Consider the following 12,746-nt stretch of genomic DNA (forward strand, 5'->3'; position numbering starts at 1 on the left):
CTCTCCTTATTTGATCTTTACGGAAAAAAAAGGGGGATTTCCCGATTCGGTGAAATCCCCCTTTTAAATAATTGGCAGGCCAGGAGGGGCTCGAACCCCCAACACCCGGATTTGGAGTCCGGTGCTCTACCAATTCGAGCTACTGGCCTGCAAAACGTTTTGGTTATGGCAAACTGACCGGGCAGCGACTGTTCCAGATGAAAAGCCAAGCCTGTCCAGTTTGGAAAAAATTTTTATACAACATTTAAATGAAAATGTCTGCTGAAAAATAAAAAAAATCTGCCTGCTACACTGCCCGGCCAGTCGCAGTGCGGTCTCGCCCATGGGATCCACAGACTCAAGTTTTTCAGTTCATTGACAATATTAGTACTACATCTGTTTTCTGCTGTGCGATCACTGCCGGCATTGACCACTTTTTCAGGAGGACTACTGTGCTGAAACGGTTGAGCGTAAAAGGTCGTATGTACATTATCAATATCGCCATTCTGTTGCTGTTCGTCACCCTGGTTGTTTTTGCGGTACGCAACACCAATGGGGTAAAAACACTTTCCATCCAAAAAACCCGCGAGGTAATGCTGGAAGATCAAAAGGCCAAGGTTAAAGATGCCAGCCATACCGTCGCAGTAACAGTTGGTCACGCCATCGAAGGCATCAGCAATCAATCGGAAAAAATTGCAACGATTAAGCGGCTGATCGATGATATTCGGTTCGAGACAGATAAATCAGGTTATTATTTTGTATATCGTGGCACCACTGTAGTCGCACTGCCGCCGAAGAAATCTCTTGAAGGGAAAGACCTTGCGGATGCGAAAGATAAAAACGGCAATTATTTCATTCGTGAACTCAATAAGCTGGCCAATGCCGGTGGTGGATTTTACCAGTGGACCTTCCCAAAACCGGGAGCCGGAGACCAACCCAAGTTAGGCTATGCAGAAATGATTCCGGGTACCGACATGTGGATCGGCACCGGTGTCTATCTGGACAACATCACTGCTTACCAGCAGCACATGACCGATGAAATCGGCAACATGGTTTCCAAGCGCACCACATCCATGCTCATCGTTTCCGGTATCATCTTTGCTGCGATCATCGCCCTGTGCCTCGTTATCGCCTTCGGTATCATCCGTGCGCTCAAGGAAATGGTCGCCAGCTTCCAGGACATCGCTGAAGGTGAAGGGGACCTGACCAAACGCATCCAGATTCAATCCAATGATGAAATCGCCGAACTGGCCGGCTGGTTCAACACCTTTCTGGAAAAACTGCAGGCGATGATCAAAAAAATCGCAGCCAATTCGAAACATGTCGACCGGTCCTCGACGGATCTGGCCGAAATCGCCGATATGATGTCGGGCAGCGCCGGCAACACCTCCAGCCGGGCTGACAACGTGGCCGCGGCGGCCGAGGAGATGAGCGCCAACCTCAACAACGTGGCCGCGGCCATGGAAGAGTCGTCCACCAATACCTCCATGGTGGCAACAGCCGCCGAAGAGATGACCGCCACGATCAACGAAATCGCCCAGAACGCCGAAAAAGCCAGGGGTATCGCCGATCAGGCTGTACATAAGGCCGGCAACGCATCCGGGCAGATGGATGAGTTGGGTCAGGCTGCCCAGGGCATCGGCAAGGTCGTCGAGACCATCACCGAAATCTCCGAGCAGGTCAACCTGTTGGCCCTTAACGCCACGATCGAAGCAGCTAGGGCCGGTGAGGCGGGCAAGGGCTTTGCCGTTGTGGCCAACGAGATCAAGGAACTGGCCAAGCAGACCTCGACCGCCACCCTGGAAATCAAGGAAAAAATCGCCCACATCCAGGGCAGCACCGACGTCACCGTCAAGGGTATCGAGGAGATCTCAACAGTCATCAACAGCATCAACGAGATCGTGGGGACCATGGCCACGGCCGTGGAAGAGCAATCCGCGGCCACCCGGGAGATCGCCACCAACATCGGTCAGGCCTCCCAGGGCATCCAGGAGGTCAACGAAAACGTCAACCAGAGCTCTGCAGTGGCAGCCCAGATCACCCAGGATATCGCCATGGTCAACCAGAGTTCCGCAGAGATGGCCAGCAGCAGTGATCAGGTCAAGGAGAGTGCCGAAGACCTCAAGCGCATGGCCACGGAACTGAGCACCATCGTGGGCAGTTTCAAGGCATAGATTTATCTTTCCAACACGGCGGGAACATGCTCATAGCGTTTCCCGCCGTGTTTCATCCCATGGCTCCAGCTCAATGATAACCATTGACGCATTCCTTTCTCACCGTTATTATTTTTTTTATCTATCTCTAACCGTCTGTTCGACACAGCATTAATCTTCTATTCCACTTATTTCCACTTTTGACGCGATACTCACGCAGTTTTCATCGGTTCCACCAACGATCGACGATTATTAATTGAATCAAGGAGGTTGTGATGAAAAGGAAGCGTTTCTGTTTTATTATGGTCATGTTAGCGGCGATGCCAACCATTGCCATCTCATCGCCAGTCGATGCAGCGCAAAAGCCCAACATCCTGGTCATCTGGGGCGATGACGTCGGCCAGTCCAACATCAGCGCCTACACCAAGGGGATGATGGGGTACCGGACCCCCAACATCGACCGGATCGCCAGCGAGGGCATCCTCTTCACCGACTACTACGGTGAACAGTCCTGCACCGCCGGCCGCTCATCCTTTATCATGGGCCAGAGCGTGTTCCGCACCGGGCTGTCCAAGGTCGGCCTGCCCGGGGCCAAGGAGGGCATGAACGAGGCCGATCCGACCATCGCCGGACTGCTCAAGGACCAGGGATATGCCACGGGTCAGTTCGGCAAGAATCATCTGGGCGACCGTGACGAGCACCTGCCCACCAACCACGGTTTCGACGAGTTCTTCGGCAACCTCTACCATCTGAACGCGGAAGAGGAGCCCGAAAACGAAGACTACCCCAAAGATCCCGAGTTTCGTAAAAAGTTCGGCCCGCGCGGGGTGATCAAGTCCAGCGCCGACGGCAAAATCGAAGACACCGGTCCCCTGACCAAAAAACGCATGGAGACCGTGGATGACGAGACCGTGGCGGCGGCCATCGACTTCATCGAGCGTCAGACCAAGGCGGGCAAACCCTGGTTCGTCTGGTGGAGCGGCACGCGCATGCATTTCAGAACCCATGTGAGCGCGAAAAAGATAGCCGAAATCAAGAAAAAATACCCCCACGCCGACGAGTATACCGCTGGCATGATCGAACACGACATGCACATCGGCCAGTTCCTGGAAGTTCTGGACCGGCTGAACATTGCCGACAACACCATCGTCCATTACAGCACCGACAACGGCCCGCACTACAACACCTGGCCGGATGCGGCATCGACGCCTTTCCGCGGCGAGAAGAACACCAACTGGGAGGGCGGCTGGCGAGTGCCCTGCGCCGTACGCTGGCCCGGCGTGGTCAAGGCCGGCTCGGTCAGCAACGCGATTGTCCACCATATGGACTGGCTGCCCACGTTTCTCGCCGCTGCCGGCAAAACGGACATTAAAGAAGATCTTCTGGACGGCTACACCTCCAAAGCGCTCAAGCGCAAATACAAGATTCATCTGGACGGCTACGACCTGACCGACCACCTCAAGGATCCGGCGGACACCCCCTGCCCGCGCAAGGAGATCTTCTATTTCTCCGACGACGGCGACCTGACGGCCCTGCGCTACCAGGACTGGAAGCTGATCTTCATGGAACAGAAATATGCGGGCACCTTCCGGGTCTGGATGGAGCCCTTTGTTCCGCTGCGCGTGCCGCTGATCTTCAACCTGCGCCGCGACCCCTACGAGCGGGCCTCCATCACCTCCAACACCTATTTCGACTGGCTGCTCGACCGTGCTTATCTGCTGGTACCGGCCCAGGCCTATGTGGGCAAATTTATCAACACCTTTAAGGAATATCCGCCGCGTCAGAAGCCGGCCAGCTTCAGCCTGGACAAGGTCATGGAACAGTTGACCTCATCCAGCGGGCCCCATTAAAACGCCGTTTTCCACCGCCGCCCGGATCGACCAGGAATCGTTCCGGGCGGCGATATAACTTAAAAAACGCAAGGCAGACGCATGAACACCCTCTCACAGCTCAACGATCTCAAGGTGCGGATCGAAGCGTCCGTTATCGGCCAGCAGGCCATTGTCGAGCGCCTGCTGATCGGGCTTTTGTGCAACGGCAACCTGCTCATGGAAGGGCTGCCCGGACTGGCCAAAACCCGCAGCATCAAGACCCTGTCCGGGCACCTGGCGGCCGACTTCAGCCTCATCCAGTTCACGCCGGACCTGCTGCCTTCGGATATCTTTCGAGCGCAGCAAAGTGAAACAGCGGGTCATCATTGCACTCACCGACGGCAACGACACCGGCAGCCGGGTGCCGCCCGCCAACGCCGCACGGATCGCCGCGGACCAGGGCATCGTCCTGCACACCGTGGCCGTGGGCAACCCATCCAGCGCCGGCGAGGAAAAGTTGGATGAAGCGACACTTAAGGAAATGGCCGCCGCAACCAGCGGCAAATACTTCTTTGCCGGCGACCGGCAGCAGCTCGAAGACATCTACGATACGCTCGATCGTCTGGAAACAGGCAAAATAGAGACCATCAGCCACCGGCCGCGGGTGGATCTTTTTCACTGGCCACTGGCAGGCGCGCTTATAATTAGTCTGGTCTATCACCTGGTGATCGTTTGGACAGGATTCAGGGGATTTACTGCCAACCGCGAAAGCGTCCTGAAATACCAGATCCGGTGTTTCAAACCGGGAGCCATACCACATGATCCATAACTTTCATTTTTTAAGGCCCTACTGGCTGCTGTGCTTGATTCCAGCCGTCCTGATCTGGTGGACGCTGTTCCGGCGGCATGATGCGCACAGTGCCTGGCAATCGCTCATCGCGCCGCACCTGTTGGATCATCTGCTGGTGGGCCGCCACCAGCATGCCCACCCGTGGCCAATCCACCTTTTGCTTGCCGTCTGGCTGCTCATGATCATCGCCCTTTCCGGTCCTAGCTGGAAAAAGATGCCCTCCCCTTTTGCAGCGGACCGAGCCGGCATGATGGTGGTCCTCAAAGTAACCCCGTCCATGATGGCCGAGGACGTGCCGCCATCGCGCCTGGCACGGGCCAAGCACAAGCTGCACGATCTGATCAATCGGCGCCAGGGCGCGGCCACCGGATTGATCGCCTACGCCGGCAGCGCTCATCTGGTGATGCCGCTGACCCGTGATGGGGATATCATCGATGCCATGGCCCAGGGACTGGCCACGGACACCATGCCCGTGGAGGGGGATGCCCTGGCAGCGGCCCTTAAGATGGCCGCGGCATCTATCCAGAATTCCGGCACAGAAGGCACCATCGTGGTCATGGCCGACACGGTCGCGCCCTCCCAGGCAAAGGGTATGCCCCTAAAAGGCGGGGTCCAGTTCCTGGCGGTCAAGGCCTTAGGCACAGCCACGGATTCGGGGATGACTGCCGCCGCAAAACGCCTGGACGCCTCGGTCGTTGATCTGTCGGTGGACAGCGCGGACGTGGACGATCTTGTCCGGCGGGCCGCCAGTCGGCCGGTTCAGGTGACATCGGCCCGGTATGGTGAGCATTGGAAAGATTCTGGATACGTCCTATTGCCCGTCATTTTCCTGATGTCCCTGTTGTGGGCGCGGCGGGGCTGGACGGTAAGGACGGACCGATGAACAGGTTGCGCCGATATGAACGAATCGGTTGGCTCACCCTGGCCCTTGGGGCCCTGCTTCTTTTGGTCTATGGCGGATGGGTGGTGCGCACGGGTGGCTGGTCAGCCCTACTGCTCACATCCGATCAGCAGGGCCGAGTCCGGTTCCAGAAGAAAGATTACAAAGGGGCGGCCGAGCGCTTTCAGGACCCGCTGTGGCAGGCCACGGCCCTTTACCAGGCCGGCGATTTCAAGAAGGCGGCGGGCATTTTGATGGGGTTCGACACGGCCCAAGCCGCTTACAACCACGGCAACGCGCTGGCCATGCAAGGACTCTACACCGATGCCATTGCCCGCTACGAACGAGCCCTGACGCTCAAGCCGGACTGGGCGGATGCCCGGGTCAATCTGGATATTGCCCGCGGGCTGGCTGAAAAGCTAAAGCGCCATGGGGGCGAAGGCACCGGGGGGAAGCTGGGGGCGGACGACATTCAGATTTCAGAAGGCAAATCGACCCCGCGCCCCGGCGAGGCGGAAACCGCCCAGACCGAGGGCAGTTTCAGCGATGCCGAAATGCGCACCCTCTGGCTGCGCCGCGTGCAGACCCGGCCAGCCGATTTTATCAAGGCAAAATTCGCCTATCAGCAAAGCCGGCAGAAGCAGAAAGGAAACCCGTGACCCTACACGCACGTCTTCATTGGCTGCTGCTTGTGCATGTCGCGCTGGTTCTGTCCGCCACGATAGTTTCCGCGGCCGATACAACATCGGTCGTGGTGCGGTCCGCCATCCAACCGGAAAGCGGCATCTGGGTGGGACAACGGGTGATCTTCCAACTCGATACACTGGTTAAAGACGGCTGGGCCAAGGTCCAGCACATGCCCGATTTTCATGTGTCTGGCGCCATCGTTGTGCGCATGGAGACCCAGGGGGAGCGCCTCAATGAGACGATCGATGGCGCCGCCTACACGGGGCAGCGCTATGAACTGCTGCTTTTTCCCCAGCGGGGAGGCGAGATTAGCGTACCGGCAACAACGGTGGACATCGAGATCAGCCAATGGGGCGGCAATACCCAAGAACAAGCGGTGCAAAAAACCGCACCGGCCCTCACCTTCACCGCCCGCACGCCCACTGGCGCGGAAAAGATCCGCGGGCTGATCAGCACACAGCGGCTCTCGGCCGATCAGACGTGGCAGCCCGACACCAGCGACTTGTCGGTGGGAGGCACGCTCGAGCGCCGCATCACCTTCAGCGCCGACAACGTATCGGCCATGGCTTTCACTCCGCTTATGTTCGAGAGCGCCGAGGCCTTCGATGTCTACCCCAAACCGCCTGAAGTCGTGGACCGCTACGACCGCGGCGACCTGACCGCCCGGCGTGTCGAATCAGTGACCTACGTGTTCAAGCGCGCGGGACAGGTGGAAATTCCGGCCGTGACCATCACCTGGTGGGATTTAAGCCGGGAGGCCCTTCAGGAAACGGTGCTGCCGTCCCACACCCTGAATGTTGCCCCCTCGGCAGCCGCCCAGGGGACCCGATCAACGGCAATCGGTGATGTCACGCCCAGCTCGCGCATGTGGATCTATGGGGTAGCAATCATTCTGCTTGCAGCGGTTCTGGCAATTCTCTTTGGAAAGCCGCTGCAACGGCGCTGGCGCACCTGGCGCAGCCAACGGCAGCAATCTGAGAAAGCGTTTTTTGGCTGCTTTGTCAACGCGGCCCGCAAAGGTAATCCTGCCGAGGCCCTGGGTGCCCTGATGCGCTGGCTGGACCGCATCCATGATGGCGAGCAGGCTGCGCGCCTGGATCGGTTTGTGCAATCTTTCTCCAATGACCAGGGGAAAAACGCCGCCGATGCCCTGATCAGGGCCGCTGATTTAAGGACGCCCGTCACATGGCAAGGTGGGGATCTGGTGAATCGTATGACCCACGCACGCCGCCGGTGGCTGGACCGCCGTCAATCTTTAGAAAAAGGATCGCATCTACCGCTGTTGAATCCACAATGATTAAGAGCCTGTCTGATAAATCCGTCTAAGGCCCGCTAACGGCGTTGGAAAGTTCCTCAAAATGCTCACATATTACATATATGCTCCGCTTTTGAGCCACTTTCCGCCTTGTTATCGGGCCTGATCCAGACTTCTCAAACAGGCTCTTAGACAATAAAAAATAACGGCCGGACCGTGGTCGATATGAAAACGGACTGGAAGCGGGTGTTCAGTTTCAAAAAGAATCAAGCTGTGCCATTAGCATTTAGCTTTTAGCCTAAAAAAACCGCGGAAATATCACATTTTTTCAAAACAATGACCTAATAGTAGATTCCAAAATCCCCCTGCCGTCCGTACCGATCAACTCTGCCTTCTTTGATGATAACAAAATACGAATCTTTGAAAAGGCCGCCGGTGGTCAACTTATAACACAGGATTTCGGTATCTTTTTTGGCACTGGTATAGTCAGGGGCGCCTAAAACATTGATGACGTCGGCTTTGGTCATGCCCACGTTCAGGTTGTTCATCATACTCGCAGAACCGGCACATCCACCAACAAATAGTAATAGCATGGCCAGTACAACCATTTGTTTGAGCCGCATTGCGCACCTCCCTTGTATGTATTTTTGGTAATGCTTATTGTATCATTTGATAGAAAATTAGCAATTTCTATCACTAAAAAATCCAGATTATGAACAAACCATTCGAATTTGGGATAGCAAATGGGCCTTATTGCCGATGATCTGCATGACGGCCGCTTCGGGCCCCAACCGGTCTATTTTGCAGGCGATCATTTTCCTGGCGATCTGATACGCATAGCTTCCGGGTGCCAATATGCCATCTTCATTGAGCACCACCATTGCACTCACCATCGCCTGAAAATTGTTCATCAATAGTCCTAAAAGAATCGCCCAGTTTAGTTAAAACAAATTGACATTGACCCAACGAAACGATACCAGAATCAGCACTGGACAGATACCGGACAAAATACGTTTTTCGTTTAAATCAGGCATTGATTGATGACAGATCAAGATCGCAAAAAATGGGACACCCGCTACAAAAATGACCTGGGAGATTTCGCGCCCTCGTCAATCCTAACCCAATACTGGCAACTGGCATCCTGCGGCAGCGCCTTGGATATTGCCTGCGGCAATGGACGCAACAGTTTTTTTTTGGCTGAAAAAGGATTTACCGTGGAAGCGGTGGATATATCCACGGTAGCAACAGGCCATCTGAATGACAAACATCCCGGTATCCATGTGATCTGCCAGGATCTCGACACATGGAAAATTTCTCCCAACCGGTATGATTTGATCGTCAATGTCCATTTCTTGGACAGACGCTTGTTCCCCATGATCGAGCGCGCCCTCAAACCGGATGGCGTCTTGATTTTTGAGTCCTTTATCAGTCAGAACGCGCATCCTTTTGGTTTGCGCAACAATGAACTGCTGCATGCCTTTCAAACACTTCGAATCATCTACTACGAAGAGAAGCCCAATGACCATGAAGAGTTCAACCAAATGGCCTCGTTGGTAGCGGTAAAACAGTAGCCCACACGACCATTTTATCAGAATTTTACAGTGTCTCGATCAATTCTTTTGACGTCATCACGCGAAGCAACGGATAAATAACGTTCCGGCGATATATGGCAAGGGTTTGCTCGTGAGCCATTTGAGTGGCCGCTGCGCTGCAATCTTCGAGTAGCACACCTTTGAAATTATGATTGAGGGCATCCAGTACGGTTGTCAGCACGCAAAACGGCGTGGCCAGTCCGCCCACAGCACAGAGCGTGACGCCTCTCTCCCGCAACCACTGCTCAAGTCCCGTTTTGAAAAAAGCTGACATGCGAGGCTTGGGAAGCCAGTAATCGCCCTCTTGTTTATCCAGCGCAGCAATCAATTCAGCCCCTTTGGAGCCAGCGATTGCATGGGGTTTCATTTTACCGCTAAAGAAAAAATCATCAACCTGAAACGCATCCGTTGAAAATACAACTGGCCACTGGTTTTCATGAAAGTGGTGGATCATCTGGTTGAGCAAAGGAATGATGGCCTTGCCGAATCCCGTGATCGGCATATTCTCCGACTCATCAAAATAATCATTGACCATGTCTATAATCAGCAGGGCCGGTTTTTCTTTTTCCATGAAAGTCACTCTCTCCTCATACAACGAAAGTGGATTTTATCAATGCTCATTTTTCTGGCTGCATATAACATGAGTGTTGTCCGTTGTCCAAAAAGAATCAATTGACAGCATCACCTGGCAAAATTAATGTAAGAGGCAATCAATATGACAAAAAATCCTGAAAATCCAACCGTAAATTTTTGCCGATGGAAAAAAATTGCGCTGATCCTTTCCGGCCTGTTTCTGCTGTATGTTATGGTCGGTTTTTGGGCTGTCCCGCCCTTTCTTAAACCCCAATTGGAGAAACAGCTGACCAACATATCAGGTCGCAAGGTCACCATCGGTGCGATAAAACTCAATCCCCTGGTACTTTCCGCCACGATATCGAATCTGACTGTTCATGAAACCGATGGTACCCCGTTCATTGGATTTGACAGTCTGTATGTCAATCTTCAGCTATCGTCGATTTTCAGATGGGCCGGTACGGTCAAGGAAATTCGGTTGTCCGCGCCATTTGCAGTATTGCAGCTGATGCCCGGTGGAAAAATGAACATCGACGACCTGATCGCCAGATTCAGCCGAACCGCCCCCCCATCCGAAAAAGAGCGTGGCCTGCCCCGTGCCATCATTGCCAGGTTCGAGGTAATCGATGGCAAGTTCACCTTCACGGATTTGTCATTCTCCGAGCCCGTACACGATGTCATCACCCCGATAACCTTCACGCTGGAAAATCTCAGCACACTGGAAGGACGCCAGGGCCAATTTCGCTTTACCGGTGATGGCCCCATTGGCGGGCAGTTCGATCTTTCTGGCAATCTTGAACTCAACCCGCTTAACCTTCAGGGTCGCTTCTTTACAAAAGGAGCGCAGCTCATTCACCATTGGGAACACATTAAAAATCTGGTTTCATTTCAGATTTTAAACGGTACGATCAGTATGTCCGCAGATTTTTTCGCGGCCATCGACGATAACGGTCTCAGTGCGCGGTTGGAAAACGGCACCGTTCAACTAAACAATTTTGAACTGACTGACAAAGGCAGTGATACGGTACTGATTGATTTGCCCGTTTTTTCCGTCGAAGGGATTCATAGCGATCTAAAAACGCATGAAGTCATCATTGAAAAGGTTCAAACGACAACCCCCCGCATCGAATCGTGGTTAGCGTCCGACGGCACCTTCGCCCTCCAAAAAATGTTAATGACGGATCTGGAAAAATTGATGGAGATAAAGGACGCCAAGCCCCCTGCCCCCGACGACGCCCCTGCCCCAGCATGGCAGGTCACCCTTGAAAAAATAGAGGCCACCAACTGGGAGCTGGCCTTCGAGGATCGAATCCTGACCCGGCCGGCCAAAATCGCGGTCAATGGAACCCATGCCCTGGTTAAAGATCTCTCGACCCAAAAAGGCGCCCAAGCCAATGTCCGTGTCAGTATGCAGATCAACAAGCAAGGCCAGGTCAACGTGGACGGTACAGCTGGAATTAACCCATTGCAGGCGGATATGAAGGTTGTCGCAAAAAAGATTGCTTTAAAACCGTTTCAACCCTATGTCGACGATGCGGTCAACGCCCGAATCACCAGCGGCGTTGCCAGCGGTACAGGCCGCATCCGATACCATGGCAAGGATGCCAAGCCGCAGATCAACGTCGATGGTGAATTCAGCGTCGATGAAATAGAAGTCCAGGATCAGCTGCAGACCGATGACTTTATGACCCTCAAGCAGCTAAAAACCAGCGGAATCGCATTGGAACTCTTACCCAACAGGCTTCGCGTTTCAGAGGTTCTCATCGACCGGCCGCATGCCAGTGTGACCATCGACGAAGCCGGAGTGATTAATGTGATCAACGCCTTTGCGTCGGTTGAAAAGCAAAATGACTCGAACAAAGAAAACTTGCTGAAACGCATCGTCAACTTTTTAATAATGGAGTTCAAAGGCCCCATGCCGATCCATGTGGATCGAATTTTGCTCGACCGCTTCACAGGGAATTTCATGGATGCATCCATCTTCCCCCTTTTTCGCACGCGCATGGAAATCACCGAGGGCGCAATCAATGGATTATCGTCCAAATCATCGGAAAGGGCCGATTTTAAAATAACCGGCAACATCGACCAGACGGCCACGATCGAGGCCTCCGGCCAGATGAATCCCATGAATGCTCTGAAATACAGCAAAGTGAATCTATCTTTAAAAAATTTTGCGTTACCATCCATTTCTCCTTACTCGGGGAAATATATCGGCTACAAAATCGACAATGGGAATCTGCATACAAACCTGAAATACAAGGTTAGCGATGATCAGGTGGATGGCGACAACATCATCACCATCGACGAACTGGCGTTGGGTAAAGCGGTTGACAGTCCAGATGCGCTGAACCTGCCGATCAAGCTTGGCGTAGCCCTTCTAAAGGATCGAAACGGCCGCATCGCATTGCAGGTACCGGTGGTTGGAAATGTAAAAGATCCTCAGTTTGATTATGCAAAGACCATCAAAAGTGCACTCACAGGCACCATTGAAAAGGCTGGCAGTCAGCCCTTTGCCGCCATCAAGAAAATCGACGGATTCACCGGTGAGCAGCTAAAGATAGTTGCATTTGACGTTGGATTATCCGCCCTGCGAGAAACGGAAACCAGAAAACTCGATGCGCTGGCAAGTTATCTAAAGGAAAAAGAAGCATTGATCCTTGGCATTGTGGGCATGGCCGACCGCATCATGGACGGTGCCGCCGTGATGGGAAAGTCCCCCCTAAAAAATGCCGCCGGCAGCAAATCGCAGGATAAGGAGAAAACGCCGATAGAAGCAGTCAGCGTTGATTCCGTCGACAACAAGCGTCTTGAAGCGCTCGCCCAAAGACGGGCCGCAAAGGTGCACACCTATTTGGTCGAGAAAGCCGGTATGGATTCGTCACGGATCAACATAGAACCGGTTCAGATCAAATCCAACCCACCCGATAAAGATGGATTTGTGGTATTTAATCTATCCGCTAAATAGT

13 protein-coding genes and 1 tRNA gene are annotated in these 12,746 nt (G+C 53.8%); 9 read left to right on the forward strand and 5 right to left on the reverse strand.

Features of this window, described 5'->3' with window-relative positions; all coding sequences use genetic code 11:
• Positions 1–72: 72 nt before the first annotated feature.
• Positions 73–149, reverse strand: a tRNA-Trp gene (locus Dvar_RS23975).
• A 282-nt stretch (positions 150–431) separates the two neighbouring features.
• Here Dvar_RS23975 and Dvar_RS23980 point away from each other — a divergent pair.
• Complete coding sequence (locus Dvar_RS23980) at positions 432–2,153, forward strand: methyl-accepting chemotaxis protein (RefSeq protein WP_419655648.1); 1,722 nt, start codon at positions 432–434, stop codon at positions 2,151–2,153.
• Positions 2,154–2,407: 254 nt separating this feature from the next.
• Positions 2,408–3,982, forward strand: coding sequence for an arylsulfatase (locus Dvar_RS23985; protein WP_419655649.1), 1,575 nt, complete (start codon positions 2,408–2,410; stop codon positions 3,980–3,982).
• 93 nt (positions 3,983–4,075) lie between these two features.
• Here Dvar_RS23985 and Dvar_RS23990 read toward each other — a convergent pair whose 3' ends face one another.
• Positions 4,076–4,330 (reverse strand): hypothetical protein, encoded by a 255-nt coding sequence (locus Dvar_RS23990; protein WP_419664245.1) that lies wholly within the window; start codon positions 4,328–4,330, stop codon positions 4,076–4,078.
• Between Dvar_RS23990 and Dvar_RS23995 the strand changes: the two genes are divergently transcribed.
• From Dvar_RS23995 to Dvar_RS24015, 5 genes are read left to right on the forward strand one after another with little or no spacing between them, the layout of a single operon-like run.
• A complete protein-coding gene (locus Dvar_RS23995; RefSeq protein ID WP_419664153.1) occupies positions 4,226–4,468 on the forward strand; it encodes a hypothetical protein in 243 nt (80 codons plus the stop codon). The genes Dvar_RS23990 and Dvar_RS23995 overlap by 105 nt on opposite strands.
• Positions 4,365–4,772, forward strand: a complete 408-nt coding sequence (locus Dvar_RS24000; RefSeq protein ID WP_419655650.1) for a vWA domain-containing protein — start codon at positions 4,365–4,367, stop codon at positions 4,770–4,772. Before Dvar_RS23995 ends, Dvar_RS24000 begins: the two co-directional genes overlap by 104 nt.
• Positions 4,762–5,676 (forward strand): VWA domain-containing protein, encoded by a 915-nt coding sequence (locus Dvar_RS24005; protein WP_419655651.1) that lies wholly within the window; start codon positions 4,762–4,764, stop codon positions 5,674–5,676. Before Dvar_RS24000 ends, Dvar_RS24005 begins: the two co-directional genes overlap by 11 nt.
• The gene (locus Dvar_RS24010; protein WP_419655652.1) at positions 5,673–6,332 is read left to right on the forward strand and encodes a hypothetical protein; all 660 of its coding nucleotides are present in this window, start codon (positions 5,673–5,675) and stop codon (positions 6,330–6,332) included. Before Dvar_RS24005 ends, Dvar_RS24010 begins: the two co-directional genes overlap by 4 nt.
• Entirely contained in the window at positions 6,329–7,657 is a 1,329-nt protein-coding gene (locus tag Dvar_RS24015) for a hypothetical protein (RefSeq protein WP_419655653.1), read from the forward strand. The genes Dvar_RS24010 and Dvar_RS24015 overlap by 4 nt, the downstream gene beginning before the upstream one ends.
• 299 nt (positions 7,658–7,956) lie before the next feature.
• On the opposite strand, the gene Dvar_RS24020 is transcribed toward Dvar_RS24015, so the two are convergent.
• On the reverse strand, positions 7,957–8,238 hold the full coding sequence (locus tag Dvar_RS24020; protein ID WP_419655654.1) for a hypothetical protein: 282 nt from the start codon (positions 8,236–8,238) through the stop codon (positions 7,957–7,959).
• 87 nt (positions 8,239–8,325) lie between these two features.
• Positions 8,326–8,526, reverse strand: coding sequence for a hypothetical protein (locus tag Dvar_RS24025; protein WP_419655655.1), 201 nt, complete (start codon positions 8,524–8,526; stop codon positions 8,326–8,328).
• A gap of 129 nt (positions 8,527–8,655) precedes the next feature.
• On the opposite strand from Dvar_RS24025, the gene Dvar_RS24030 reads away from it, so the two are divergent.
• The gene (locus Dvar_RS24030) at positions 8,656–9,186 is read left to right on the forward strand and encodes a class I SAM-dependent methyltransferase (protein ID WP_419655656.1); all 531 of its coding nucleotides are present in this window, start codon (positions 8,656–8,658) and stop codon (positions 9,184–9,186) included.
• Between the two features lie 25 nt (positions 9,187–9,211).
• Here Dvar_RS24030 and Dvar_RS24035 read toward each other — a convergent pair whose 3' ends face one another.
• Positions 9,212–9,778: a cysteine hydrolase family protein gene (locus tag Dvar_RS24035; RefSeq protein ID WP_419655657.1), complete on the reverse strand. Its 567-nt coding sequence runs from the start codon at positions 9,776–9,778 to the stop codon at positions 9,212–9,214.
• Between the two features lie 144 nt (positions 9,779–9,922).
• On the opposite strand from Dvar_RS24035, the gene Dvar_RS24040 reads away from it, so the two are divergent.
• Positions 9,923–12,745 carry a DUF748 domain-containing protein gene (locus Dvar_RS24040; RefSeq protein WP_419655658.1) on the forward strand — a complete coding sequence of 941 codons (2,823 nt, stop codon included), beginning with the start codon at positions 9,923–9,925 and terminating at the stop codon, positions 12,743–12,745.
• Position 12,746: the final 1 nt, after the last annotated feature.

It is taken from the genome of Desulfosarcina variabilis str. Montpellier (assembly GCF_048565275.1).
Classification (GTDB): domain Bacteria; phylum Desulfobacterota; class Desulfobacteria; order Desulfobacterales; family Desulfosarcinaceae; genus Desulfosarcina; species Desulfosarcina variabilis.